The sequence below is a fragment of the Macrococcus animalis genome, assembly GCF_047425875.1.
GTDB lineage: Bacteria > Bacillota > Bacilli > Staphylococcales > Staphylococcaceae > Macrococcoides > Macrococcoides animalis.
This window is the reverse complement of record NZ_CP179727.1, coordinates 1,921,656-1,948,373: the sequence shown is the minus strand read 5'-3', so window position 1 is coordinate 1,948,373 and position 26,718 is coordinate 1,921,656. Positions and strand designations below refer to the sequence as shown.

Annotated in this window: 25 protein-coding genes; 2 read left to right on the top strand and 23 right to left on the bottom strand. The window is 34.4% G+C overall.

The genetic code is table 11. The features are described from left to right. Nucleotides 1-14: 14 nt before the first annotated feature. The 13 genes from ACMGE9_RS10325 to ACMGE9_RS10265 form a co-directional block, all read right to left on the bottom strand. Nucleotides 15-1,085, bottom strand: coding sequence for a bifunctional 3-deoxy-7-phosphoheptulonate synthase/chorismate mutase (locus ACMGE9_RS10325; protein WP_414042684.1), 1,071 nt, complete (start codon nt 1,083-1,085; stop codon nt 15-17). Nucleotides 1,086-1,167: 82 nt separating this feature from the next. Continuing rightward, a complete protein-coding gene (locus tag ACMGE9_RS10320) occupies nt 1,168-1,704 on the bottom strand; it encodes a YtxH domain-containing protein (protein ID WP_414042683.1) in 537 nt (178 codons plus the stop codon). Between the two features lie 87 nt (nt 1,705-1,791). Then, entirely contained in the window at nt 1,792-2,334 is a 543-nt protein-coding gene (locus tag ACMGE9_RS10315) for a DUF948 domain-containing protein (protein WP_414042682.1), read from the bottom strand. A gap of 81 nt (nt 2,335-2,415) precedes the next feature. After that, nucleotides 2,416-3,711 (bottom strand): UDP-N-acetylmuramate--L-alanine ligase, encoded by a 1,296-nt coding sequence (murC, locus tag ACMGE9_RS10310; protein WP_414042681.1) that lies wholly within the window; start codon nt 3,709-3,711, stop codon nt 2,416-2,418. A gap of 11 nt (nt 3,712-3,722) precedes the next feature. Further along, nucleotides 3,723-7,160, bottom strand: coding sequence for a DNA translocase FtsK (locus tag ACMGE9_RS10305; RefSeq protein WP_414042680.1), 3,438 nt, complete (start codon nt 7,158-7,160; stop codon nt 3,723-3,725). A 10-nt stretch (nt 7,161-7,170) separates the two neighbouring features. Beyond that, nucleotides 7,171-7,767 carry a YtpR family tRNA-binding protein gene (gene ytpR, locus ACMGE9_RS10300; protein ID WP_414042679.1) on the bottom strand — a complete coding sequence of 199 codons (597 nt, stop codon included), beginning with the start codon at nt 7,765-7,767 and terminating at the stop codon, nt 7,171-7,173. Between the two features lie 144 nt (nt 7,768-7,911). Further along, nucleotides 7,912-8,781 (bottom strand): DUF1444 domain-containing protein, encoded by an 870-nt coding sequence (locus ACMGE9_RS10295; protein WP_414042678.1) that lies wholly within the window; start codon nt 8,779-8,781, stop codon nt 7,912-7,914. Between the two features lie 207 nt (nt 8,782-8,988). Then, entirely contained in the window at nt 8,989-9,297 is a 309-nt protein-coding gene (locus ACMGE9_RS10290) for a thioredoxin family protein (RefSeq protein WP_414042677.1), read from the bottom strand. 4 nt (nt 9,298-9,301) lie between these two features. Next, complete coding sequence (locus ACMGE9_RS10285; protein ID WP_414042676.1) at nt 9,302-10,300, bottom strand: PTS transporter subunit IIC; 999 nt, start codon at nt 10,298-10,300, stop codon at nt 9,302-9,304. Nucleotides 10,301-10,440: 140 nt separating this feature from the next. Further along, nucleotides 10,441-11,169, bottom strand: a complete 729-nt coding sequence (locus ACMGE9_RS10280; RefSeq protein WP_414042675.1) for an amino acid ABC transporter ATP-binding protein — start codon at nt 11,167-11,169, stop codon at nt 10,441-10,443. Next, nucleotides 11,166-11,885, bottom strand: a complete 720-nt coding sequence (locus tag ACMGE9_RS10275) for an amino acid ABC transporter permease (RefSeq protein ID WP_414042674.1) — start codon at nt 11,883-11,885, stop codon at nt 11,166-11,168. The genes ACMGE9_RS10280 and ACMGE9_RS10275 overlap by 4 nt, the downstream gene beginning before the upstream one ends. After that, nucleotides 11,869-12,633 carry an amino acid ABC transporter substrate-binding protein gene (locus ACMGE9_RS10270; protein WP_414042673.1) on the bottom strand — a complete coding sequence of 255 codons (765 nt, stop codon included), beginning with the start codon at nt 12,631-12,633 and terminating at the stop codon, nt 11,869-11,871. Before ACMGE9_RS10270 ends, ACMGE9_RS10275 begins: the two co-directional genes overlap by 17 nt. A gap of 133 nt (nt 12,634-12,766) precedes the next feature. Next, nucleotides 12,767-13,831, bottom strand: a complete 1,065-nt coding sequence (locus tag ACMGE9_RS10265) for a M42 family metallopeptidase (protein WP_414042672.1) — start codon at nt 13,829-13,831, stop codon at nt 12,767-12,769. A 79-nt stretch (nt 13,832-13,910) separates the two neighbouring features. On the opposite strand from ACMGE9_RS10265, the gene ACMGE9_RS10260 reads away from it, so the two are divergent. Beyond that, nucleotides 13,911-14,195, top strand: a complete 285-nt coding sequence (locus ACMGE9_RS10260) for a hypothetical protein (RefSeq protein ID WP_414042671.1) — start codon at nt 13,911-13,913, stop codon at nt 14,193-14,195. A gap of 17 nt (nt 14,196-14,212) precedes the next feature. On the opposite strand, the gene ACMGE9_RS10255 is transcribed toward ACMGE9_RS10260, so the two are convergent. From ACMGE9_RS10255 to ACMGE9_RS10220, 8 genes are all read right to left on the bottom strand, one after another. After that, nucleotides 14,213-15,415: a MalY/PatB family protein gene (locus ACMGE9_RS10255; RefSeq protein ID WP_414042670.1), complete on the bottom strand. Its 1,203-nt coding sequence runs from the start codon at nt 15,413-15,415 to the stop codon at nt 14,213-14,215. Nucleotides 15,416-15,527: 112 nt separating this feature from the next. Continuing rightward, on the bottom strand, nt 15,528-16,163 hold the full coding sequence (gene trmB / locus ACMGE9_RS10250; RefSeq protein ID WP_414042669.1) for a tRNA (guanosine(46)-N7)-methyltransferase TrmB: 636 nt from the start codon (nt 16,161-16,163) through the stop codon (nt 15,528-15,530). Between the two features lie 13 nt (nt 16,164-16,176). Next, a complete protein-coding gene (locus ACMGE9_RS10245; RefSeq protein ID WP_414044491.1) occupies nt 16,177-16,968 on the bottom strand; it encodes a phosphotransferase family protein in 792 nt (263 codons plus the stop codon). 185 nt (nt 16,969-17,153) lie between these two features. Further along, entirely contained in the window at nt 17,154-17,993 is an 840-nt protein-coding gene (dat, locus tag ACMGE9_RS10240) for a D-amino-acid transaminase (RefSeq protein ID WP_414042668.1), read from the bottom strand. Between the two features lies 1 nt (nt 17,994). Beyond that, the gene (gene pepV / locus ACMGE9_RS10235) at nt 17,995-19,407 is read right to left on the bottom strand and encodes a dipeptidase PepV (protein WP_414042667.1); all 1,413 of its coding nucleotides are present in this window, start codon (nt 19,405-19,407) and stop codon (nt 17,995-17,997) included. A 120-nt stretch (nt 19,408-19,527) separates the two neighbouring features. Then, complete coding sequence (locus ACMGE9_RS10230; protein ID WP_414042666.1) at nt 19,528-19,971, bottom strand: YtxH domain-containing protein; 444 nt, start codon at nt 19,969-19,971, stop codon at nt 19,528-19,530. 69 nt (nt 19,972-20,040) lie between these two features. Continuing rightward, nucleotides 20,041-20,751, bottom strand: a complete 711-nt coding sequence (locus ACMGE9_RS10225; protein ID WP_414042665.1) for a pseudouridine synthase — start codon at nt 20,749-20,751, stop codon at nt 20,041-20,043. After that, nucleotides 20,748-22,370, bottom strand: coding sequence for a putative polysaccharide biosynthesis protein (locus ACMGE9_RS10220; RefSeq protein WP_414042664.1), 1,623 nt, complete (start codon nt 22,368-22,370; stop codon nt 20,748-20,750). Before ACMGE9_RS10220 ends, ACMGE9_RS10225 begins: the two co-directional genes overlap by 4 nt. A 161-nt stretch (nt 22,371-22,531) precedes the next feature. Here ACMGE9_RS10220 and ACMGE9_RS10215 point away from each other — a divergent pair, with 161 nt between their 5' ends. Then, nucleotides 22,532-23,779, top strand: coding sequence for an NAD(P)/FAD-dependent oxidoreductase (locus ACMGE9_RS10215; protein ID WP_414042663.1), 1,248 nt, complete (start codon nt 22,532-22,534; stop codon nt 23,777-23,779). A gap of 62 nt (nt 23,780-23,841) precedes the next feature. Here ACMGE9_RS10215 and ACMGE9_RS10210 read toward each other — a convergent pair whose 3' ends face one another. Both ACMGE9_RS10210 and leuS read right to left on the bottom strand, forming a co-directional pair. Further along, nucleotides 23,842-24,138: a rhodanese-like domain-containing protein gene (locus tag ACMGE9_RS10210; protein WP_414042662.1), complete on the bottom strand. Its 297-nt coding sequence runs from the start codon at nt 24,136-24,138 to the stop codon at nt 23,842-23,844. Nucleotides 24,139-24,146: 8 nt separating this feature from the next. Further along, nucleotides 24,147-26,561, bottom strand: a complete 2,415-nt coding sequence (gene leuS / locus ACMGE9_RS10205; protein WP_414042661.1) for a leucine--tRNA ligase — start codon at nt 26,559-26,561, stop codon at nt 24,147-24,149. Nucleotides 26,562-26,718: the final 157 nt, after the last annotated feature.

The window sequence follows — 26,718 nt, the reverse complement described above, 5'->3', positions numbered from 1 at the left end:
AAATTCACAATTTATTAATAATTTTGTGCTGCTTTTTCAATTTCTTGATAAAATGTTTCAAATTCATTAAAGTCCATTTGTTGTGAAGCATCACTTAAGGCTACTGAAGGATTCGGATGAACCTCAGCCATGACGCCATCAGCCCCTACAGCTAACGCAGCACGGGCAACAGGTAACATAATGTCTTTACGGCCAGTTGAATGCGTCACATCGACTAGTACAGGTAAATGTGTCCCTTGTTTAAGTATAGGTACTGCTGATATATCTAGTGTATTACGTGTTGCCTTCTCATATGTACGAATCCCACGTTCACAAAGTATTATATTTTGATTACCGTTCGCATGAATATATTCTGCAGCATAAATAAACTCTTCAATGGTTGCACTCAATCCGCGTTTTAACAAAATCGGTTTATTCGTTTTACCTGCTTCTTTTAATAGTTCAAAGTTTTGCATATTACGCGCACCAATTTGGAATACATCAACGTATTGATCTGCTAATTCAAAGTGAGATGGATTTACAATCTCACTGACAACATTTAAACCATATTGCTGTTTCATTTGCCCTAAAATTTCTAAGCCTTCAACACCAAGGCCTTGGAAGTCATAAGGTGATGTTCTAGGTTTAAATGCACCTCCACGGATAAACTTTTCACCTTTCGCGTATAAATTCTTCGCTACAGCATCTACTTGCTCATAAGATTCCACAGAACAGGGACCAAATACAAATGTCTTTTTACCATTGCCAACTACAGCACCATTCTCAAAACGAACAATCGTATCTTCAGGCTTTAACTTTCTAGATACGAGTAAGTGCTTCTCACTATTAGATTTTTGTAATTCTGTAGACGCTTTAAAGATTTCTTTGAAAAGCTGTTTAATAACATTATCATCAAATGGTCCTTCATTAATATCTTGAAGCATATTAATCATTTCTTTTTCACGTTTGGGATCATATATTGCAGTGCCTTGTTTACGTTTCTCTTCACCAATTTGTTGGGCGATTTCGCCTCGCTCACTTAGTAATTTTAATATTTCCACATTTATAGCTTCTATTCTATCTCGTAAATGATTTAATTCATTCATCGTTATACCCTCTTTTTATATAAATTAAAAAATAGCAGACCGTCAGCCTACTATTTTATCATAATCCAATTGGATTTGTGTATTATTTGTTTTTTGTTTTAGCATCTGTAGATTTTGCAAGGTCAATGGTTGTCTTACGCTCACTTAAAGCTTCGTCTTTTATTGGTGTTTCTAATTCTTTGTCAACGATGGCAATAGGTTGCTTTAAAGAATCATCGTTAACTTCAGATTTAATAGCATCCTTTTGACGTTCCAATTCATCAAAAGTAACGTGATTATCTTTGTCACTATTTAACTTTTGTGTTGCCTTTTGTTTTAAATTAGAAGTTTTTTCTGCTAATTTAGTAGTAAATATATTAGATTTCTCTTTAAATCCTTGTGCGTTCTCAATTTGTTTATTATACTGTTCAACTGATTTCGTTTTCAAACTTTCCGTCTTATTACTTAAATCTTGTTGTAAATCTTTACCCGCTTTAGGTGCAACAAGTAGTCCAATTAAAGAGCCAACAACCAACCCTGCAGTTAAACCAATAGAAAAGTCACGTGCTGTTGTATCTTTTTGTACCCTATATTCTTTTACTGTATGTGTATGTAAGTCTCTGTTATATGTGTTAGTCATATTTAACCCTCCGTTTATCATTTTATCTTCCTCTATAATTATATAAAAAATAAAGGAATGTACATAATGTACATTCCCTAAAAGGTATTATTTTAAACCAGCATTAATTTTATCTTGATCTAAATTATCACCTTTAGTATGTGTCTCGTTAAAGTTGTTTTGACTTACATGATTATCGTAATTTGGTGTAGTATCAGCAAAACTCACTGAGTTACGACGTTGTTTTCTCATTTGCCATTTATCAGCAACTTCCATTGCAACGTTTGACCATTGAACAACTTGAGAAATCTTATCTTCATTTTGTGAGATATTGTGTGTAATTGATGTAGTTACATTGTCTACAGAACTGTTTAAGTTTTGAACTGTTGAACCAATACCACTAACAGCATCAACAACAGTGTTTAATTTAGCAGATTTCACTTGAACATCTTCAGCTAAACGATTTGTTTTGTGAAGTAAATCTGTAGATTCACGCGTAATCCCTTGAATTTGTCCTTCAACACCATCAAGTGTCTTAGCAACATGGTCTAAATTCTTCTTAACAGACATTAAAGTAAGTCCTAAGAAGATACATAATACTAAAAATGCAATTGCAGCGATTAATCCTGCGATTGGTAAAATCCATTCCATAAAAACGCCTCCTAATTTTTATAACTCTTGTTATATAGTAAAATACCCTGCTTATTTAAGGTTAAACATACTAATTAAAGCTTAATCAAGATTTTCATATGCTTTTTGAATTTTTTGAATATCTCCAGCACCCATGAAAATAATAACGCTATTTACATGTGCTTTTAAATCTGATACTGTATCTTCATTTATTAATTCAGCATTTGGAATTAATACTTGAAGATCTTTAATAGTAAGTTCACCAGTCGCTTCTCGCACGGAACCAAAAATATCACATAAATAAGCTTTATCCGCAACTTTTAAGCTATCTGCGAAGTCTTGTAAAAATGCACTCGTTCTAGAGAATGTGTGCGGCTGGAATACAGCAATAATTTCTCGGTTAGGATATTTCTTAGATGCCGATTCTAAAGTTGCTTTAATCTCGGTTGGGTGATGTGCATAGTCATCAATTAATGTTTGTGCACCAAATTTCTTTTCACTGAAACGGCGTTTTACACCACCGAATGTTGCTAGTGCATCTTTTATTGCATTGAGATTTAATTCTTCTAAATAGCATATTGTAATAACCGCTAATGCATTTAATACTTGATGATTTCCATACATAGGTGTTTTGAATGTATCTATAAACGTATTGTCGATATATACATCAAACTTCGTACCTGATTCAATTGTTTCAACATTTTTAGCGATAACTTGATTGTTTTCACCAAATCCGTAATAATAAATTGGAATTTCGGCTTTTAAATCTTTTAAATTTTCATCATCACCACAGGCAACGATGGCTTTTTTTACTTTTTTAGTCATCTCTTGGAAAGCATTGAATACGTCACTCATAGAAGCGAAATAATCTGGATGATCGAAATCGATATTTGTGATAATTGCATAGTCTGGTGAGTAACTTAAAAAATGACGACGGTATTCACAGGCTTCAAATGCGAAATATTCACTTTCTGGCAGTCCCATTCCGGTTCCATCACCAATTAAGAAAGATGTCTTTTTATCTCCATTCATCACGTGAGATAAAAGACCCGTTGTACTTGTTTTACCATGTGATCCTGTTACTGCTACAGAAGTGTATTGCCCCATAAATTTACCTAAGTAATCATGATAACGCGTTACTTCTAGTCCTAATGCTTTAGCACGAACGATTTCTTCGTGATCATCACTAAAAGCATTTCCTGCAATAATTGTCATACCTTCTTTAATATTATCAGCATTAAAAGGGAGGATTGTAATCCCTTTGTCACGTAATGCGATTTCTGTGAAAAATTCTTTCTCGATATCCGAACCTTGTACTTCTTCTCCCATATCGAATAAAATATGTGCTAATGCACTCATACCCGAACCCTTAATACCAACGAAATGATATAAAGTCATGTGCTCATCTCCTAATAATCTTCTTGTTTTTCAGTAATTAATACTGCTCTTGGTTTAGAACCATTTTGGCCACTCACGTACCCCATATCTTCTAATTGATCAATAATACGTGCAGCACGATTATAGCCAATTTGGAATCTACGTTGAATTTGAGAAGTTGATATATGACCTTCATCAATCATAAAATCACAAATTTCTTTAAATAATTCATCTTTAGGTGCTTCTGAAACTTTCTTTAATAATTCTTTTTCCTGAAATAGGTAATTAGGTTCACCTTGTGTCTTAACATATTGAACGACAGCATCGATTTCTTCATCTGATACATAATTACCTTGGATACGAATTGGTTTATTCATACCGTTACCTAAATACAACATATCACCGTTACCTAATAGCTTTTCAGCACCACCGCCATCAATTATTGTTCTGGAGTCAACAGCTGATGATACCATAAATGCAACTCGAGTAGGTACATTTGCTTTAATTAAACCTGTTATAACATTTACTGAAGGACGCTGTGTCGCAAGTATCATATGTATGCCTGCTGCACGTGCCTTTTGAGCAATTCTAGCGATTGAATGTTCAACGTCTTGTGGTGACATCATCATTAAGTCAGCTAATTCATCAATAACAATCACTATTTTAGGTAAGCGTTCAACATAACTTACTTTTTGATTGTATGCTGTAATATTTCGAACGTGGATGTCCGCAAAAATTTTATAACGACGTTCCATTTCCTCAACGACCCATTTCAAACTCTCTGTAGCTGCTTTAACATCTGTAATGACAGGAGCGATTAAATGTGGTAGGTCATTATATGGCGCTAGTTCTACCATCTTTGGATCAATTAATAATAACTTTAATTCATTCGGGTTATTACGATATAACAGTGACACTAAAATTGAATTAATACAAACAGACTTCCCAGAACCAGTCGCTCCTGCAATTAATCCATGTGGCATTTTCGCTAGATCCATAATCATTGGTTCATTATTAATACGTGCACCTAGTGCTACTGTTAATTTACTCTCGGCAAATTTCATTTTTTTACTAAATAATACTTCACTTAAATTTACATTACGCGTCTCAATATTTGGTACTTCTACACCGACTAAAGATGTACCTGGAATCGGTGCCTCGATACGAATATCTTTAGCAGCAAGTGCCATCTTTATATCATCTTGTAAATTCGTAATTCGAGAAACCTTAACACCTTTCTCAACAGATAACTCAAAACGTGTTACAGAAGGACCTACGACAACGTTCTCAACTTTTGCAGGAACGTTAAAATGATAAAATGCATCATCTAGCTGCGCTTTATGCTCTTCTACCCATGTTTCATCACGCTCTAATTTATCTTCAGGATTGAGAAGTGATACTGGTGGTAACATATACTTTGGACCTATACGTTTCGTAGGTTCTTTCTTCAAAGGATAACCATTATTGCTAACGATTGTTTGTTGTATTGGTTTTGAATCAGATTCACCAACCACTTTTGTTTCTGTAACTTCTATAATATTATCTTCAGCATCTGTTTCACTCTTTACTTCAGAATTAATCGATCCTTGTTGTTCAAATGAACGTTGAATATCTTGTGAAATAGTTTCATTTTCATTATTAATTTCTTGATTAACTTGTTGAACAGCTTTTTTCTTATCCAGTAAGCGACGTTTATCACTCGGCGTCATTAACACATTGAACGGAGAAACCTTCTTTTCCACTTTCGGTTTAGGTGAAATAACAGGTTCTTCTGCATGATCACGAATATTTGCCGTGATTTCATTATTCTCAACTTGAACATAATGACTCTGTCCCACACTTAAGTGTTCACGGATATTTCCAGTAACAACCTGAGCTTGTGTATCATGTTCTTTTGTAATTTCATCAGATGTTGTTTCCTCGACAATTTCATCTGGTTCTTCAATGATAGGAATGACCGGTTCTAATGAAGCTTCATCAATCTGTTCAATTACTTCGACTTCAGTTATATATTCAAGCTTTGGTTCAGTTTCATTCAATGCAGGCTTAATGTCAGGCATTAATGTAGGTTCTAAGGATTCCGGTTGCACTAATACTGATGCACGTGATCCTTCTTCAACTTTTTCTAGTTGAGAAGTATCTTCATCGACTATTTCGCCTTCAGTCTCTATATCTTGTTCTTCAATAATAAAGTCTTCAGAAAAGTCTTCATCGATATCTTCATAATTATCTCCAATATCTTTGATAGGTTCGTCATCTTGTTCGAATGTTACATTTTCATCTAAGAAAGTATCTTGATAAGTCTCTAATTCGTCTAGTTCTAATTTATCTTCAATTGTTTCAACTTCTTCTTCTGAAGCCTCAATAATTGTTAATCGATTAGACGTTTCAGATTTAGTTTCATGTTCGCTAAATGGTGATTTTGTAGAATACGTATAACTTTCACCTTCATTTAATGTTATAACTTCAGTAGAATCTTCAATTTCAATAATCTCTTCGATAGATTCCTGATTATCTGTTAAATTGATTTGATTAACTACTGGTCCACGCTCCATTAAATCTTCTTCAATAATTGTTACGCGCTCTTCGAATGATTGATCATTCGAATCAACATGTAAATACTCAATTTCCGGTTGTTCTTCATGCATCATTGATGAAATTTCTTCATGTTGTAATTTAATTTGTTCGCGCTCTAACTCAAACTGCTTTTTACGTTGTAATTTTTTTTCGCGTTCACGCCTTATTTCCGCAACGATTTGAGATGCATATACATTTTCAATGTTTACTGTATTATCTTCTTTGCGATGTGTAGGTGTAGACGGTCTAACATCCTCAGCTTTTTTTCCTTGTATTGGCTGGATTGAATTGACTGGTTGTTTTAAGATGCTTGGATCTTTTCTTGGTTTCGTACCATAAATAGCTGATGGAACAACTGATGCTTTAAATTTCGGTTGATGTACACTGTATTGCTTTTCTGTAAATGATTGATTATTACTTAAGCCTGGTGTATTTGTAGTAGTATTATTATTAGATTTCGATTGATACGAACTATATTTCGGTGCATCATTTAACTTTGTTTTTGGTTGATAACGTTCATACGTCGTTTCTGATTGATGTGACTTTCCTGTCTTAGTCTGTTTTACGATGTCCCTCCCACGTCTCCTCTCACGTCTAGGAACATAATCTGTAGTAAATGACGTTCTAATAGCTTCAGTGTTTACGTCTATATTTGATTCATATGTTTCATCAATATACGTTTCATATCTAACTGAATTATTATCTTCATACAATTCTTTACTTTCTACATCTCTCTCAATATGATCTTCAGTCGTTTTTATAGTATCTACGTTTAAAGGAAACCTAAATTTACCACGTGGTCTACGATATACATCGTCTTCATTCAAGTTATCATGTGTATGATGTGTCTCTTTGCCTGATGATTCTCCAAATAATTTATCAAACCAACTCATACGCTTCACCCTATTCTACTTTAAAGAAATCTTCACCGATTTGACGTGAATCATCTAATACTAAAATACCTTTTTTCTCTTCAGAATCAGTTAAACCTAATTCACGCTCAGAGCATATCATTCCTTTTGAAGGCACACCACGTAACTCAGCATCTTTAATTTGCATACCACTTGGCATAACAGCACCAACTTTTGCAACGACTACTTTTTGACCTTGTGCAATGTTTTTAGCACCACAAATGATTTGTAATTTTTCAGTCCCAACATCAACTGTTGTAACATTTAATTTATCTGCATCTGGATGTTTCTCACAAGTTTCAACATATCCTACAACAAATTTTGGTGATAAATCTACTTCTAATCGTTTTTCTAATCCTTTTTGTACAAGTAAGTCATTAATTTGAGTCATAAGTTCTTCAGTTAATTTCACTTGTCCATTTGTATCTAATCCTAATGATTCAACACCAATAACGTTATAACCAACAACTTTATCATCTTTTTTAATTGTTATAATATCTCCGTTAGTTAAATATTCAAATGGTCCGTCCATTGGTTCTAAAGTGATAAATAAATAATCTCCAACAATTTTGTTATAAAAAATATTCATATGTTTGCTCCTTATGGTTTGTATTATTATTCTTTATCTATTATATGCTTTATTACTTTCTTTTTCTTAAAAAAACATTTAAAAATTAGTGAAAATATTACACTCTATACATATTCATTAATTTCAATAGATTTCCTTGATTTATTAGTTATTATCTTTACCTCGAGCCTCTTTATCTGCCATAAACTTTTGACGATTACTTTCAATACGTTTTATCGCTTCTTGATCACGTTTTGCGTTATTTTTCCCTAAAATAAATACTGGTGTGAGTTTATCATCTTTGTATTGGAAAGATAAAGATGTAATCGGTACTAAGCCACTTGCAAAGAACGACATTGTCATTTGTGCAAGAACGTCATAGCCTGTCTCATTTTGAATATCTGCAATAATTAAAACATCTGCGTGCGGCGTAGCAACGAGCATCTCTCCAGTAATACGTTCATCAAAATCTGTTAACAGCTGTTTATTTAGAATTCGACTTGCATCATAACCATCATTAGCATTAAAAAAATAATATGTATTTCCCGCTACTACATCCGTTTTGAATGTTGTCTTTAAGCCTTTAACATTAAATAATGCTTGCTCTTTAATATGCGTTTCATCAATGCCTAATTCTTCTTGGATTTTAGCATCAATTAAACGGTACGTTTTACCTAAGTCAATCGCATAATAAATATTCGTTTCTGCAGTATGTTCTGTTATTAAAAATGGCACTCCATTTTGTTCTTTCGGAAAGCTTGTAGATCGAATAACAGGCATAATCTTTAAACCTTCAGGCAAGGCTGTGTTGCCCATCGCTTCAATCGTCTCGTTAATATAATATAGAACTTCATCAACAATACGTTCTTTTTTCTCTTTATATTTAGCTGCCACTGGTGCAAGCTTAATTGTTAATCCTTTTTGATTATCCAATCGTTCAACTCGTAACGTTTCTTCTTTACGGTCAAACTTTGTTGACACAACTGTGTCGTCTAATGATTCTATCAGTCTGTCTCTTATTTCAAAAACATTCACATTCCCACTCCTCACATAACTTTCATTGTACAATAAATCAACTGCGGATTAAAGCGGAGGCTGTTGTCAAATAGGATTTGATAAAGTATGACTGACCTTCTGCTATAAAGACGCCGTTTCGGTTACCGACAAAGTGGTATGAACCTTACATCATGAAAAAAAATACCCTTTAAATCAAAAAATTGATTTAAAGGGTATTTGATAAAATTATAGTGATTGTATGAATTCATTGACTTGTTCTTTAGTTTTTCTATCTTTCGATACAAAGCGTCCAATCACTTTTGAATCTTTAAATGCGATGAAGCTAGGTATACCCATAACTTCATATTCAACAGCTAAATCAATAAATTGATCTCTATCAATTGAAATAAATTGATAGTCTGTATTTTCCGTTTCAATTTCTGGCATTAACGGATCAATAAAGTGACAATCAGGGCACCATGTTGCTGTGAACATTGCTATTGTTGGTGTTTTTATTGAGGCTCTAAACATCTCAACAGTTTCTATTTTTTTCATAATTTTAACCTCCTGTGTTAATCTTTTGTTCTCCTACTTTTATTATATTTGCACGACTCATAACTATATATACAATATAACTGATAACTCCAGGTAAAAGGAAATGAAACAACCCGATTTGTAACCATGTTGTTAAACTGTTCCCCATCGTCTTAATGGTCATAATTTGTCCAACGAAACCACTTGTACCCATACCAGCTCCCGCTGCAACATTCTTCATTGGCCAAAGCATCGTCATAATTGGAGCGACAATAATACTCGCAATCACAGGTGGTACGAGAATAAAAGGACGGATAATATAGTTAGGAATTTGGACTTTACTTGTACCAATACCATGTGCGATTAACCCTTGAATGCCGTTATCTTTATAACTCGTCACGGCAAAACCAACCATGTGACAGCAACACCCTATCGTTGCTGCCGCTGCAGCAGTACCATTAATTCCAAGCATTAATGCAAGTGCTGCACTGGAAATTGGACTTGATAATGTTAATCCGAAGATAAGTGATACGAGTATGCCCATCAGTAGTGGTTGTTGATCTGTTGCAAATGTAATAAATTCACCGAGCGATAGCATAAATGCTTGAATGAATGGACCAACAAGTTTTGCAATAATTGCACCGATTACTAACGTAAGTAATGGTGTCAATATTATATCAATCTTTGTCCTACCACTATAAAATCTCCCGAGTTCCGCAGTCGCTAAACTGACGATATAAGTTCCAGCAGCACCACCTTGCTCATAACCATACATCCCGGTTACTGCACTTGCAAAAATAACCATCGGCTTAGCACCCAAACCATAGGCTACAGCGACCCCAACAGCTGCACCAGTATATTGTTTTGCGAGCTTACCAATTTCTATTAATAATGAAGTATCCACAAATGGCTTTAATTCTGTACCTAACGTTTCTAAAATAAGACCAATAATTAATGAACAGAATAAACCCAAAGCCATAAAGCTCATTCCATCAACAAACCAACGTTTCAATAACGCTTTCAATCTGTCATCCCCTTTTATGTCATTTCCATCATCATAGCATAATCAAATGATTTCTGAATACTTAATTTTTGTGAAATTGGACCACAAGTAAAATTCAAAAAAAATACGCTCACTTAGTAAATTCCAAGTGGGCGTATACTTTAAATCGATATTATATTTAAGAATCTTTGTAAATGCTCTGATTTAGGATTTGTAAATATCTCTTCCGGGTGATTAATTTCTTCAATACGACCATCATGAATAAATGCGACTTTATCTGCAACACTTCTTGCAAATGCCATTTCATGTGTTACGATGACCATCGTCATCCCTTCATCACGTAACCCTTTAATGACTTTCAATACATCTTGAACAAGTTCCGGATCTAGTGCTGATGTTGGTTCATCAAACAACATAACTTTAGGATTCATCGCTAGTGCTCTTGCAATGCCCACACGTTGCTGTTGTCCCCCTGATAAAGAGACCGGATATTGATCTTTTACATGCAATAAGTCTACTTTTTCAAGTAAGTTAATAGCAATTTTTTCTGCTTCAATTTTACTCATTCCCTTAACTTGAATCAAGCCTTCCATAACATTTTCAATTGCTGGCATGTGCGGAAACAGTTGAAAGTTTTGAAAGACCATACCAGTTTTTTTTCGCACTTCAATTTGTGATTTCTTATCATTCGCGGTGTAAGTAACGCCATCAACTGTTACAGTACCAGAGGTCGGGATTTCTAACGCATTCATTGTACGTAATAACGTCGTTTTACCAGAGCCACTTCTTCCGATTAACACAACCACTTCACCATTTACTATTTCTAAATCTATATCTTTTAATACTGTTTTATCGCCAAATTTTTTAACTAAATTATTAATTGTAATCATCGTTGATACTTCCTTTCAACTCTTAATTCATATATTCCTTGAATTATTGATACAATAAAGCAAACAACCCAGTACATAATCGCAACTAACGTATATATAGATAAAAATTCATACGTTGTAGAAGCCACTTGCTGTGCATTTCTAAACATTTCTGCTACTAAAATATAACCTAATAGTGACGTATCCTTTATTAAACTTAAAAATGTATTCCCTAGTGCAGGCGTAGCTGTACGTATTGCTTGAGGTAGTATGATACGTTGCATCGTCTTCTTCGGACTCATTCCAATTGAATACGCAGCTTCCGTTTGTCCGAGAGGCACCGATAATATGCCTCCACGTATAATCTCAGAACCATATGCTCCTACATTTAAACTTAATGAAATAATAGCTGCTGTAATAGATCCTAGTTTAAATGCTTGATCAGGATCACCTGTCATCAGACGGCCGATTTCAGGGATTCCAAAGAAGATAATAAACATCTGAACAAGCATGGGTGTTCCTCGGAAGATTGATACATATACTCGTGCGACAATGCGCAATAATTTATTATTTGAAATACGTGCTAGTGCCGTAATTATGGCAATAATAAATCCTAAGATAAATGTAACAATCGCAATCGGTATCGAATATTTGACTAAACCCCAAAGCATTGGCTCAAAAGCTTGAACCGCTGCATTTAGGGCATGAGACATTTCTTCATTAAGGACGAGTGACATCTTCACCGAACCATTTTTCACTAATTTTTTTCATTGTGCCGTCTTTTTGTAAAGCATCAATTGCTTTATTGAAATCTTGAATTACTTTTTTATCGGTTTTCTTATTAAATACGAAACCTGACTGTGTTTTTTCCGCATCACCTTCAACCATTTTGATATCAGCATTTTTCTTTTGTTTTAAATAGTCTAATACTGAAATTTTATCGTTAAATGTAGCTTCAACACGATTTGATAATACCATTTCCATTGCTTGATTGAATCCTTCTACCGAAGTAACTTTTGCTCCTTTTTCTTTCGCTAATTTACCATAGTTAGATGTCAACGTTTGCGCTAACGCTTTACCTTTAACATCATCAAATGATTGTATTTTACTTTTCTTACGTGTTACTAATACACCCTGTGTATATGTGTAAGGCTTAGAGAAATTATATTTCTTCTTACGATCTGCATCCATCCCTACTTGGTTAGCAATTGTATCAAAGCGACCTGAGTTTAGTCCTGAGAACATTGAATCCCATTGTGTTTCAACGAATTTTACTTTGTATCCCGCTTTTTTAGCTACTGCTTCTGCAATTTCCACATCAAATCCTGTTAATTTGTTGTCTTTGTCGTGAAAAGTAAATGGTGCATAAGTTCCTTCTGTACCAATAGTAATTTCTTTCTTGCTATCTTTCTTATCTGCCTCTTTGTTACCGCATGCAGCAAGTACAAATAATGCTGCAAATATTAATAATAATAATTTTTTCATTTTCTTTTCTCCTATTCATATCGTTTTACTCGGAATAGGTATAATTCTAAACTATTTTAGATTTAAGTCAATAAAAAGATCTTAACTGAAATCAAAAAAAGTGAAATGGGTATCACCCATTTCACTCATGCATTTAATTCATTTTTAAATATTCAATTTTCTCATCATTTGTAGCTTTTAGTAATGCAAGTAATCCATCACGTGCTGCATAATAGTCGCGGATATCAAAGATTGTGTGATTTGAGTGGATATAGCGTGCAGGCACACCAATTACTGCAGTTGGAATACCTTGTAATGCTGTATGAATTACACCACCGTCTGTTCCCCCCGGTGATGTATAATATTGGTGTTCAATGTTATTTGCCGTATAAACTTCTTCTAACCAAATCTTAAATGAGGGCTTTAAAATCATTGTGCGGTCGATAATACGTACAAGCGTCCCTTCGCCTAGCTTACCATTTGCATTACTTCCTGCAGTATCGTTTGCTGGTGAGCAATCAACTACAAACGCTAAATCGGGCTGTATCATATTCGCAGATGGACCTGCACCACGTAATCCTACCTCTTCTTGCACGTTCGCGCCAACATATAAATCATATGGTAAATCCGTATCTTTTAATTGTTCCAATATATCTACAATAATTGTGCAACCATAACGATTATCCCAAGCTTTACATAAAAAGCGGTTTTCTGTTAGTTGCTCAAAGTTTACTGCTGGTACGATAGAATCACCTACTTGAATACCCATTGCTAAAACTTCTTCTTTATTTTCAGCACCAACATCCAACAACATATCCTTTATTTGTAGTATTTCTTCTTTTCCAGTTCTAAAGTGTGCTGGCACACTTCCAATCACACCACTAAATTGTTTATTGTCACGAGTTAGCACTTTCATCTTCTGCGCTTGCAATACATCTGCTGGCCACCCACCAATTCCAGTGAATTTTAATAAACCTTTATCTGTAATATCCGTTACCATAAATCCTACTTCATCCATGTGGGCAGCTATCATCACACGCTTTGCATTTACTTCATTTGATCTCTTAACGAAGAATACGCCACCTAAACCATCTTGCATTACTTCATCTGCAAGTGGTGATAATCTTTCAATTAAATAATCACGGACTAAACGTTCATGTCCAGGTGCACCGTGTAATTCTGTTAATGTTTTTATCGTATTTAATAATTGTTCTGTCATGTTTTTTGCTCCTTATGTTAAAATAGTATCAATCATAAAAAATGAATACATTAAAATCCATCGATGAGAGGAACTTATTATGAAAAAATATCAAATCATCATTCCTGTGTTAGTCGTTACAGGTATTGCAATGTATCAATTAAGAAACCATATGACAATGCAACATCCAGAAACACTATTGAAGCAAGTTACAAGTACTTTTGATAAAGTTACTGGCTCTGTCATTGTATACGAACCTGAGAAACAAGAAAAGTTCGGCCAAATCTCACATATTTACCGCGGTATAATCAATACTATCGATAAAGATTACGAATTCACAGTTGATGCATATACAGGTGACCTAATTGACACGAAAGAAATTTAAATCACTAAGAAGAACAACTAATGTTGTTCTTCTTTTGCTTTTTCTTTCAAATAATCAAACGACTTCTTAATACGTTCTAATCCTTCGAGTAATTTACCTTCACTACATGCAACGTTGAATCTAAAGTGCGTACTCGCTGATAATTCGTACGTATTACCAATCCCGGTCGCTATTTTTCCAACATTCTGTAATGCATTTTGTACTTCTATTTCACTAAAGCCACTTTTCTCAAAGTTAATCCATGCTAAAAATGTAGCATCAGGCTTTTGGAAAAATAAACAGTCTGATAAATAATCCGCAATATAATCCTCTACAATTAACATATTATTATCAATATGTTGATTTAATGCATCTACCCAATCTGCACATTCTAAATATGCTGTCTTAATAATTGTTAATGCCACTAAATTTACAGCAGAAAGACCATATACTGCCATCACTTTCGTATTGATGGCTTCCATCATAAATTTATCTTTCGTAATAAAGTAAGCATGCGGAATCCCAGATACATTAAATGTCTTACCTAAACACGTTGTCACAAGCATTTGATCAAAGTCTTTCATAAATCTAGCTAATGTTACGTGTTTACCACGTCTCACAAAATCCATATGTATTTCATCAGCGATAATATAAACATCATTCTTTTTACAGATTTCTATAATCTTTTGAAGTTCTTGTTCTGAAAATACTTTACCTGTAGGATTATGTGGATTACATAATAAGAATACTTTGTTTTGTGGCATCTGACATAAATATTCAAACTGTACGAAATCCATTGTATATTCATAACCATCAAAGAATAATTCATTTTCAACAATCATTCTTTTATTTCCTTGAATTAAATTAATAAAATTATTATAAGAAGGTGTATTTAAAATAACCCCATCACCTTCACTTGTTAGTATTCGAATCGCTTCGGTTACGGTAAATAAAACAGATGGAGCGTAACTAATATCTTGCTTTAATATATTTGTTTCGAATCGGGTACTATACCAATGCCTGATTGGGCCGTAAAAGTTATCATGCTTCCAACTCGTATAACCAAATATCCCATGATTTAAACGTTCTGATATCGCACTTGTAATGCGTTCTGGCACTTTAATATCCATATCTGCAATCCAAAAAGGCATCAAATCACGTCGCTGATATATTAATGGTATCATTTCTGTTTGAACAGCATTTGTATTCAAGCGACTAACATTTTCATTAAAGTTATACATAGTGTCCTCCCGTCAGAAAATTCTCTCAATAGTTCAAGTCTACACCAAATAATGAATAAAAAAAAGGCGAGACAATGATTTTGTCCCTCCTTGAATTAGCTTTTCATTTATTTTATTTAAAACTCGCTTCTAAACGATTAATCCTAAAGCCTTTCGCAGAAAATTTCTGCTCATATTCCGTCTTAATATTATCTTCAGGTTCATTCTCATGTAAATTTAAGTTAATATTTTTAAGTTTCATACCATATTGACTCATGCTTTCAAGTGAGAATTCAAATAATCTTTGATTATCAGTCTTAAAGTGTATCTCACCATCTGCTTTTAAAATCGTTTCATACAGCTTTAAGAAATTTGCATGCGTTAATCGACGCTTCGCATGCCTCGTCTTCGGCCATGGATCTGAAAAGTTCAAATAGACGCGATCAATTTCATCAGGATTAAAAATTTCAGTTAATTTCTCAGCATCAACCGTTAATAAGCGTAAATTCTTTATCTCTTGCTCTATAGCTTTCTCTACAATACGAATCATGACATTTTTATCACGTTCTATCCCAATATAGTTTATATTAGGATGTGCCTTTGCCATTTCAGTAATGAAGCGTCCCATACCACTACCAACTTCAATATGAATCGGTTGTTCATTATCAAACCATGAAGTGATATTGTCTTTTTGCGATAAATCGATACTAACAATATCACGATGTTCAAGCAGATAATCTTCTGCCCACGGCTTATTACGCATTCTCATGTGTGTTACTCCTTTAAATAAATCTATTCTGTGTTAATACTTCATCTAAAAATTTAAGCCATTCATTCATATCATGATAACGACTCTTCTCTTCGTACCACTCAACCATTGCAATCGCTTGTATTACCGTATACCACTTCATACGTTTCTCTAAATCTATCGTGTACTCAATACCATATGTTGAAAGCCATTGTTCCCAGTCAACTTCTTTACTATACGTATATAGAATCATCCCTAAATCAATTGCAGGATCAGCAATCATTGCACCTTCCCAATCAACTAAAAATAGCTCATCTTGATCAGATAACAACCAGTTATTATGGTTTACATCTCCATGACATACCGTATAAAACTGACCATCTAAAATTGGCATATGTTCTTCTAAATAAATCAACGCTTTTCTAACCGTATGATGTGCAAGTACATTACGAGAAAGTGAACTGTTGATTTTCTTGAGTAAAATATGAGGATACATCGGCTTCATTTCTAAACGCTTTAACATATTCAGTAAAGGTTTTGAGCGATGAATTTTTTTGAGGAGTTGCGCAACACGTCCGGATCCCATTTCTTCATGTGTTAATGATCGTCCATTTTTCCAATGTTGAGCGGTAACAACCTCACCCGTTTCAATACGTTTTGTCCATACGAGCTTAGGTACGATACCCTCAGCTGATAATGCAGCTAAAAATGGCGAAGAATTTCGCTTTAGAAATAGCTTTCTACCATCTTGTTCTGCCATATATGCCTCTCCTGAAGCACCACCAGCGGAATCCAATGTCCAACCGAGTTGATAGAAATGTTCCAACATGTTCACCTCCCAAAGTAGAAAAAAGAAAAGGCAATGAGAATAATCTCTTGCCTTATTTTAGTTCGAACGTTTTTAACGACTTATTTAAATTTTATAACCTTTTATGAAAATATTCAAGTCAAAGTTTCTTTTGAATCTTGAATATATGTTCAAATGTAACGTCATGTGTAATAAGCGTCTAATTACGCTTGATTTGTGATGATTTGCTCATCAAATTTGCTTTGCAATAGCTTTGTTACTGGTCCGACTTGACCTTGGCCAACATTTTCTCCATCAATTTCAACGACAGGCATGACTTCAAGAGACGTACTAGAAATGAACACTTCATCAGCGTCTTTTAAAGCTTTTTCATCGAATGTAACTTCTTCAAACGGGATGGATTCAGCATCTGCAATTTCTTTAATCACACGACGCGTAATGCCATTAAGAATGAAATTATTTGCAGGGTGTGTAATGATTTTTCCTTCTTTAACGATAAATACATTACTAGATGCACCTTCTGTCACAATACCATTACGAATTTGTATTGCTTCTTTCGCACCAGCAGTCACAGCTTTTTGTTTATTCATAATGTTACCTAATAAATTTAAGCTTTTAATATCACAACGTAGCCATCTAAAGTCTTCTGCTGTGATGGCTTTAATTCCTTGTTGCATATCTTGCATAGGACGTTCTGATGTATTGGTATATAGTAATACATTGGGTTTTACGTCTATTGGGTAAGCATGATTTCTCGGTGCATCGCCACGCGTCACTTGAATATATACCGTACCATTGTCAACATTGTTTTTTGCAATTAACTGTTTACAGATATCTATATAATCTTGAGTAGTATATTCTGTTTCTATTGCAATCTCAGCTGCACTTCGAACTAAACGTTCAAAGTGTTCTGTTGCAGTAAATAATTCGCCATGATAAACTCGAACCACTTCATAAATACCATCGCCAAATTGTATACCACGATCGTTATAACTAATTGTTGCATCATTTGATACATACGAACCATTTAAAAATATTACCATGTTACTCACCTTCTACACATACAGAATGAATTGCTTCTAAATAAATTGCAGTTGCATCAAATAATTGTTTTTTACTAATATATTCATTTTTTTGGTGCATTAAATCTTCAGAGTCTTTAAACATCGCTCCGAATGCTACACCTTTTTCTAAATTACGAGCATATGTTCCGCCACCAATTGTGTATGGTTCAGTCATATCACCTGTCTGGTTACGGTAAGCTGTTAATAACTTTTGAACGAATGGGTCATTTTTATCAACATAATGAGGTACTTGATGTGTTTCAATTTCAATTTCAAACCCGTCAATAGCAATTTTCTCTTCAAATTTCTTAATTTCAGCTTCAAAATCAAAACCATTAGGATATCTTAAATTAACGCCATAATGTCCACCGTCGACGTCAGTATAGCTGATGACACCATAATTTGTTGTTAATTGACCCATTTCCTCAGATTCAAATGCCATACCTAATTTTTCACCGAAATGAGAATCAAATAAGTAAGTATCACCGAAATTGACAAATGATTTAGCTTTTTTATCTAAATCTAAAGTATTCAAGAAATTAACTAAGTACAGACCTGCATTCACACCTTTATATGGTTCCATACCATGTACTGACTTACCTTCGATTTGAAGTGATATTTGTCCATTCTCAACAAATTGTTTACCTGTTAATTTATTGTTTAATAAATATCCTTCAAATGCTTGGATAACTGTATCCATTTTTTCTTTTACTTCGATTTTTGCTTCAGCAAAGTCAGGCACCATGTTATAACGTTCACCAGCCTTAAAGGCTTTTAATTCAACTTCGGGTGCAGTTGCGCTTTCTTCATTACTATTTTGAATAATATCAAAGGTAGTAATACCTTTTTCTCCATGAATGAGTGGGAAGTCAGCATCGGGCGCAATCCCTAAATCAGGCATTGGTTCAGTTTCAAAATAACGATTTGTACATTTCCAACCTGATTCTTCGTCTGTTCCAATAATAATATGGATTTTTTTCTTCCAGTCCACTTTCATATCATCTAATATTTTAATGGCATAATAGGCAGCAATTGTTGGACCTTTATCATCTAAAGTTCCACGAGCAATAATTTTATCGTCAGTAACAACTGCACTAAATGGGTCAGATTCCCAACCGCTACCAGCAGGTACTACGTCAACATGACATAAGACACCAAAGATATCTTCACCTTTACCCGCTTCTATACGTCCAGCAATATGGTCAATATCAACTGTCGCATAGCCATCACGATTTGCTAATTCATACATATAATCTAAAGCTTTACGTGGTCCAGGTCCAACGGGATTGTCACTATCAGCTAAACTATCATCACGAACACTTTCTATATTTAATAAACCTGTAAGGTCTTCAATAATCTTATCTTCATATTGTGCAACTTTTTCTCTCCACATATTGATTCCTCCTCGTGCGATATATTCCTATATTACATGATACATAAAGGAATTGAAAATGATAATAGTCATAATGAACAAAATAAAAAAGCCAGCATCAGCTGACTTAATCACACTAAATTATAGTTCGTCTTTTGAAACAGCGTTAGGATTGTTATTCGCTACATCTTTATCCGTAACGATATGGATGTTATTAGCGCCACCTTCGTCATCGAAGTTTTGTTTTTCCTCTTCGATTGAACCATCTTTTTTACCAAATTTTTCAGCGATCGGTGCTGCTTTTTCTTTTAATGGTGCTGCTTTTTCTTGTACTTTAGAAGATAAGTTTGCTTTGTAAGCATTTGGATCTTCTTTCGCTTTATTGATTTCTTCTTTAGCAACTTGTTGTAAGTTCGCTGCTTTTTCTTTTGCAGTATCTGCATACGCTTTAGGATCTTGTTTCGCTTTATTATACTCATCTAAAACTTTATCTCTGTTTTCTTTTTTTGATAAGAATGCTGCTACTGCAGTACCTCCGATTACTAATGCTGCTTTTAATAAACCTGTTTGATTGTTGTTAGCCATTATAAAACACCTCTTCTTTTGATTTGTACTGTAATTATACCCATGATGAATATGACTAAACATATAAATTCATTTTCTTACTAAATTTATTTCATCTTGCGTCAGTTTCTTATATTCTCCAACTTTTAAATTCTCATCTAAGCAGAGATCACCCATTTTAATGCGCTTAAGATATGTTACTTTCATATTGACCGCTTCAAACATACGCTTTACTTGATGGAACTTACCTTCTTGAATAACAAGATTTATTTCACTCATTTGATTATTATTATCTACACTGATAACTGAAAGATCCCCAGGCATTGTGTGATAACCATCTTCTAGCGTTACACCTTTTGAAAATGTTTTAATTGTGTCATCACTTACGACGCCAGCTATTTTTGCAAAGTACGTCTTATCCACATGCTTCTTAGGACTTAAAACGTCATGTGAGAATTGACCATCATTTGTTAAAATTAATAATCCTTCAGTATCTTTATCTAATCGACCGACTGGATGTAAATCATAATGATCAAGACCATCAATCAAATCAATAACTGTTTTATCTTTATCCTGTGTACTGGATACAACACCGTGTGGTTTATTCAACATAAGATAAACGTATGGCTCAAAGTGAATAGTTTCACCTTGAACCATAATTGTATCTATTTCAGGATTTACTTTAACATCTGACTTTGTAACAACTAAATCATTAACTGTAATCACTTTTTTCTTGAGCAATGCTTTTACTTCTTTTCTTGAACCTACACCATGATTACTTAAAAATTTATCTAATCTCATCGCGTCAACCTATTTCTTAAAGACTGTATACGTGCACCAAAAAATTGATCAGCTAACCTTGATTTCATAGATAATGAAGCATATACTAACGCACCTACTACAGCCCCTATCACTAAAATAATAAGCGCATCCATTTTATCCGAAACTGTCAAAAATTGAATCAATATCAAATACACAATTTGTACAGCTAATACCATAAGTAAACTATACAACGTAATCATGAGCATTTGACGTGCTGTTGTTCTATATTGAAAACCAGCATATTTCTTAATAACATATAAGTTACAAACAATATTTAACGTCATTGCGATTGCTGTTGCAAGGATTGCCCCAACAGTATGGAACGCCATTATTAATGGAATATTTATAATTAACTTCACTACTAGTGCTATAAGAACAATATATACAGTTAAATTCTGTTTATCAATACCTTGCATCATTGCCGCAGTAACAGAAACTAATGCGAGTAATATCCCAACAGGTGCGTAATAGAATAGAATATTATTGGCAATTGGATTGTAGCTATAAAACACTGTGTAAAGAGGCGCAGACAATACCATTATACCAAGTGATGCTGGTACAGTTAAGAACATTAATAGACCAAACGTTGTCTTAATTTGTTGGTGCATCTCTTTTATTTTTCCTGAGGCATGTGTTCTCGTTATTGACGGTACTAAACTAATTGCAAATCCACCCGCAAGTGACGTTGGAATCATAACTAGTTTATTAGAGGTTGTATTTAATATAGTCAATAACATATCATTCATTTTACCGGGAACACCAGCTAAACCTAATGCGTAGTTATGTGTAAATTGGTCAATCGTTGTATATAGTGGTACACATAAACTTACGATTACAAAAGGAATGCTATATTTTAATATTTCTTTGTACATGCTGCTGTAACTTACATTAGTATTAGACTCATCTGATTCTACCATTTGATCAATAAATGGTTTTCGCTTTCTCCAGTAGTACCAAAGTGTAAGGATGGCTGCTACTGCCCCAATTGCAGCTGCAAATACTGCGATTTCATTGGCAAGTAACATTGATTTATCCATAATATTGAGAACGATAAACGTTCCACCTAATAAGAATAAGATACGTGCAATTTGCTCAATAACTTGTGATACAGCAGTCGGCCCCATAGAGTCGTATCCTTGGAATATACCGCGCCATGTTGCAAGAAATGGAATAAATAATACTGCAAATGATATAATGCGAATAATTTCTGTAATATTTTCAACAGTCCATTTGCCCTCCGACCCTGCTAGTGATGCTTCGGCAATCATGGGACTTAAGAAATATAATAAAACGAATCCTAAGAAACCTGTCATCCCCATTACAAGTAATGACGACTTATACAACTTATAACTGACTTTATAGGCTCCAATTGCATTATACTTAGATACATATTTAGCTACTGCTAAAGGAATCCCTCCTGCTGCGACTGTCAGCATAACAACATATGGAGGATATGCCATGTTATACGGAGCTAAGTTTTCTTCTCCACCAATAATTGCGTAAAAAGGAATAATATAAAGTATCCCTAAAATTTTAGTAATAAATATACTCGCGGTCAGTAAAAATGTACTTCTGACGAGTGAATCTCTCTGTGACATAACTTCATCCCTATCTCATTATTTTTGAGTATGACTATAATATATGTAATAACAAATTTTCAATGTAAATTATCATACCACCATTATAAATTTTTAACTACTCAATTCATATATTTTACCATAAATAAATTGTATAATAATTGCGAACGGAGGAAACAACTATGTATCATACAATTGTCATTGGCGGTGGCCCAAGTGGCTTAATGGCCGCAATTAGTGCAAGTGAAAGTAAGAAAAAGGTATTACTTATTGATAAAAAAGATCAACTCGGTCGTAAATTACAAATCTCTGGTGGTGGTCGTTGTAACGTGACTAATAACGTGACACACGAAGAACTGATTAAACACCTACCTGGTAACGGAAAATTTTTATATAGTGCATTTCAGACATTTGATAATTATGCTATTATTGAATACTTTGAACACCTAGGCGTCGCTTTAAAAGAAGAAGATCATGGACGTATGTTTCCTGTATCTAACAACGCAAAAGATGTTGTTAATGCCTTAAAACAACAATTAATTAATAACAACGTTGACGTCAAAACAACGACTAAGGTTGAATCACTAATCATAGAAGATAATATTATTAAAGGTGTAATGCTTTCAGACAATATTCCAGTCTATTCTGATAACATTATCATAGCAACCGGGGGTAAATCTGTACCACATACTGGTTCTACAGGTGATGGATACGTATTTGCTGAGCAAGCAGGACATACAATTACTGACTTATTTCCAACTGAAGTGCCCATAACTTCTAATGAAACTTTTATTAAGTCAAAAATTTTACAAGGGTTAAGTTTACAAAACATTAGTTTAAGTGTACTTCGAAAAAATGGCAAACCGCGTATTACACATCAAATGGATATGTTATTTACTCACTTTGGTATATCTGGACCAGCAGCTTTACGTTGTTCTCAGTTCATTTATCACGAACAAAGAAGCCAAAAGAAAGAAGATATTCAAATGATGATTGACGTCTTTCCTGATATGACAAGCGGACAATTAACACAACACATTGAAAAAATGATTAACGACAATAAAGATAAATCTGTAAAAAATAGTTTGAGAGGACTCGTTCAAGAAAGATACTTACACTTTCTGCTAGACCGTGCCGAAATCAATTTGGAAGATAGTGGACATCATTTAAAGAAGGAGAAGTTAAAAATATTTATCGATTTATTAAAAGCGTTTACATTTACCGTTAACGGCACACTATCTATTGATAAAGCATTTGTTACAGGTGGCGGTGTTTCGGTTAAAGAAATTGTCCCAGCAACAATGCAATCTAAAATACATAATAATCTCTATTTCTGCGGTGAAGTTTTAGATATACACGGTTACACAGGAGGATATAATATTACCAGTGCCCTCGTGACTGGTTATGTCGCGGGGATAAGTTGTAGGTAAATATGAGCCAGTCAAAAAAGATACAACCCAGATACATTTTAGTATCTGGGTTGTATCTTTTTTTATGCTTCTAACATCGGTTCTATAACTGCCATGCCACCTTCAACATTAATAGCTTTATAGTTATTTGCTAGAAGATAATCTGTAACGTTGGCACTTCTAACGGCATGCGCACAGACGATATAATATACTTTTTCACGGTTTAAAGACGCCAACTGTTCAGGTATATCATTCATCGGGATATGCAATGCCCCTTTTAACATGCCTTGTTCTACTTCAAATTGTTCACGTACATCTATAATATTAATATCCTCATGATTCCTAACTTTTACTATAAATTCTTTTGTTGAAATATTCATTTTAACCCCTAGTTCGCTACGATGTTCACTAATTTATTGGGTACTGCAATCACTTTACGGATTGTTTTACCTTCAATTAGTGTGTTGATTGCTTCTTGTGCTAGTGAAAATGCTTCTAAATCTTCTTTATTCATGTCTTTAGCAACTTTTGCTTTTAATTTCACTTTTCCGTTCACTTGAATCACGATTTCAACTTCATTATCTACAAGTTTACTTTCATCAAATGTCGGCCACGCTTCATACGTTACTGTATCAGTATGACCCAAGATAGCCCATATTTCTTCTGTTAAATGTGGTGCGATTGGTGATAATAATTTCACAAAACCTTCGACATATTCTCTGCTAACCGTATCATGTTTATGCACTTCATTTATAAACACCATCATTTGAGAAATTGCAGTATTGAAGCCTAAAGTATTATAGTCCTCTGTTACTTTCTTCACTGTTTGGTGGTATACCTTTTCAAGTTCTGGTGTTGCGTCTTCCACAACCTTTTCATTTAAAGTTCCATTTTCAGTTACAAATGCACGATATACACGATCTAAGAAACGACGTGCACCATCTAAACCATTGGTACTCCAAGCTATTGAAGCATCAAGAGGTCCCATGAACATTTCATATAAACGTAATGTATCTGCGCCGTGACTTGCAACTACATCATCTGGGTTTACAACATTCCCTTTAGACTTACTCATTTTTTCGTTACCTTCACCTAATATCATGCCTTGGTTAAATAACTTTTGGAATGGTTCTTTTGTTGGAACTACGCCTAAATCATAAAGGACTTTATGCCAGAATCGTGCGTATAATAAGTGAAGTACTGCATGTTCTGCACCTCCGATATATAGATCTACTGGTAACCAGTATTTTAATTTCTCAGGGTCCGCTAATGCTTCTGTGTTGTGTGGATCGATATAACGTAAGTAATACCAGCAAGATCCAGCCCATTGTGGCATCGTATTCGTTTCACGACGGCCTTTCATGCCAGTTACAGGATCGACAACATTGATAAATTCATCAATGTTCGCTAATGGTGATTCACCTGTACCTGAAGGCATAATCTTATCTGTTTTAGGTAACATCAATGGTAGCTCTTCTTCTGGAACTGTCGTCATTGAACCATCTTCCCAAATGATTACAGGGATTGGTTCTCCCCAATAACGTTGACGAGAGAATAACCAATCACGTAATTTATAAGAGATTTTCTTTTCACCGATTTGTTTTGCTTCAAGCATTTCAATCGCACGTGCAATGCCGTCTTCTTTATTTAAGTCATCGAGTTCTCCTGAATTAATATGAACACCGTCTCCAGTAAACGCTTCTTTTTCAATGTCGCCACCTTCAAGTACGGCTTTAATGTCTAATCCGAATTGCTTTGCGAATTCATAGTCACGCTCATCATGTGCCGGTACCGCCATAATTGCTCCAGTGCCATATGATGCTAATACGTAATCTGAAATCCAAATAGGTATCTGTTCATTTGTAAATGGATTGATTGCATAACTACCTGTAAATACACCCGTTTTGTCTTTTGCTAAATCCGTACGTTCTAAATCTGACTTGCGGCTTGCTTGTTCTTGATAAGCTTCAACCGCTTCACGTTGTTCATCCGTAGTAATTGTGTCAACTAATGCGTGTTCAGGTGATAATACCGCATATGTTGCACCAAAAATTGTATCAGGGCGTGTTGTAAATACTTTAAATGCTGCGTCTTTACCTTCAACAGTAAATGCCACTTCAGCACCTTCAGATTTACCAATCCAGTTTCGTTGCATGTCTTTTAATGATTCCGGCCAGTCTAACTCATTTAAATCTTCTAATAAACGATCTGCATATTCAGTAATCTTAAGTACCCATTGACGCATTGGTTTACGGATGACTGGATGTCCGCCTCGTTCAGATACACCGTCTATGACTTCTTCGTTTGATAAAACAGTGCCTAATGCCGGACACCAGTTTACTGCCACTTCATCAACATATGCTAATCCTTTGTTAAATAACTGGATAAAGATCCATTGTGTCCATTTATAATATTCTGGGTCTGTGGTATTCACTTCACGATCCCAGTCATAACTGAAACCTAATTCTTGAATTTGACGTTTAAATGTTTCAATATTTTTCTTGGTGAATTCCGCTGGGTCATTCCCTGTATCAATTGCATATTGCTCTGCAGGTAAACCAAATGCATCCCACCCCATCGGATGTAAAACATTATAGCCTTGCATACGTTTGAAACGTGACACAATATCTGTTGCAGTGTAACCTTCAGGATGTCCCACATGTAATCCTGCACCAGAAGGATACGGGAACATATCTAAAGCGAAAAATTTCGGTTTATCCATCTCCTCTGATGTTTTAAACGTTTTATTATCTAACCAATATTTTTGCCATTTCTTTTCTACGGTTTGATGATTATAACTCATTATATTTCCTCCTTTTCAATAAAAAAAGACAGCCATCCCTAAAATAAGGGACGACTGTCATCTATGACAACCGCGGTACCACCCGCAATTCACTTCAAAAGTGCAGCTTTAATTATAATATTCGACACTAGCAAGTTCATAAGTTACAAATACCAGT

Coding starts and splice junctions, on each gene's coding strand:
- murC (WP_414042681.1), bottom strand. CDS start 3,711: ATGACTTTATATCATTTCGTTGGTATTAAGGGTTCGGGTATGAGTGCA.
- ytpR (WP_414042679.1), bottom strand. CDS start 7,767: ATGAATATTTTTTATAACAAAATTGTTGGAGATTATTTATTTATCACT.
- ACMGE9_RS10210 (WP_414042662.1), bottom strand. CDS start 24,138: ATGAATATTTCAACAAAAGAATTTATAGTAAAAGTTAGGAATCATGAG.
- ACMGE9_RS10325 (WP_414042684.1), bottom strand. CDS start 1,085: ATGAATGAATTAAATCATTTACGAGATAGAATAGAAGCTATAAATGTG.
- ACMGE9_RS10270 (WP_414042673.1), bottom strand. CDS start 12,633: ATGAAAAAATTATTATTATTAATATTTGCAGCATTATTTGTACTTGCT.
- ACMGE9_RS10260 (WP_414042671.1), top strand. CDS start 13,911: ATGAAAAAATATCAAATCATCATTCCTGTGTTAGTCGTTACAGGTATT.
- ACMGE9_RS10225 (WP_414042665.1), bottom strand. CDS start 20,751: ATGAGATTAGATAAATTTTTAAGTAATCATGGTGTAGGTTCAAGAAAA.
- ACMGE9_RS10215 (WP_414042663.1), top strand. CDS start 22,532: ATGTATCATACAATTGTCATTGGCGGTGGCCCAAGTGGCTTAATGGCC.
- ACMGE9_RS10220 (WP_414042664.1), bottom strand. CDS start 22,370: ATGTCACAGAGAGATTCACTCGTCAGAAGTACATTTTTACTGACCGCG.
- dat (WP_414042668.1), bottom strand. CDS start 17,993: ATGGTAATATTTTTAAATGGTTCGTATGTATCAAATGATGCAACAATT.
- pepV (WP_414042667.1), bottom strand. CDS start 19,407: ATGTGGAGAGAAAAAGTTGCACAATATGAAGATAAGATTATTGAAGAC.
- ACMGE9_RS10255 (WP_414042670.1), bottom strand. CDS start 15,415: ATGTATAACTTTAATGAAAATGTTAGTCGCTTGAATACAAATGCTGTT.
- ACMGE9_RS10265 (WP_414042672.1), bottom strand. CDS start 13,831: ATGACAGAACAATTATTAAATACGATAAAAACATTAACAGAATTACAC.
- ACMGE9_RS10230 (WP_414042666.1), bottom strand. CDS start 19,971: ATGGCTAACAACAATCAAACAGGTTTATTAAAAGCAGCATTAGTAATC.
- ACMGE9_RS10320 (WP_414042683.1), bottom strand. CDS start 1,704: ATGACTAACACATATAACAGAGACTTACATACACATACAGTAAAAGAA.
- ACMGE9_RS10275 (WP_414042674.1), bottom strand. CDS start 11,885: ATGTCACTCGTCCTTAATGAAGAAATGTCTCATGCCCTAAATGCAGCG.
- ACMGE9_RS10315 (WP_414042682.1), bottom strand. CDS start 2,334: ATGGAATGGATTTTACCAATCGCAGGATTAATCGCTGCAATTGCATTT.
- ACMGE9_RS10290 (WP_414042677.1), bottom strand. CDS start 9,297: ATGAAAAAAATAGAAACTGTTGAGATGTTTAGAGCCTCAATAAAAACA.
- trmB (WP_414042669.1), bottom strand. CDS start 16,163: ATGAGAATGCGTAATAAGCCGTGGGCAGAAGATTATCTGCTTGAACAT.
- ACMGE9_RS10305 (WP_414042680.1), bottom strand. CDS start 7,160: ATGAGTTGGTTTGATAAATTATTTGGAGAATCATCAGGCAAAGAGACA.
- leuS (WP_414042661.1), bottom strand. CDS start 26,561: ATGAGTTATAATCATCAAACCGTAGAAAAGAAATGGCAAAAATATTGG.
- ACMGE9_RS10280 (WP_414042675.1), bottom strand. CDS start 11,169: ATGATTACAATTAATAATTTAGTTAAAAAATTTGGCGATAAAACAGTA.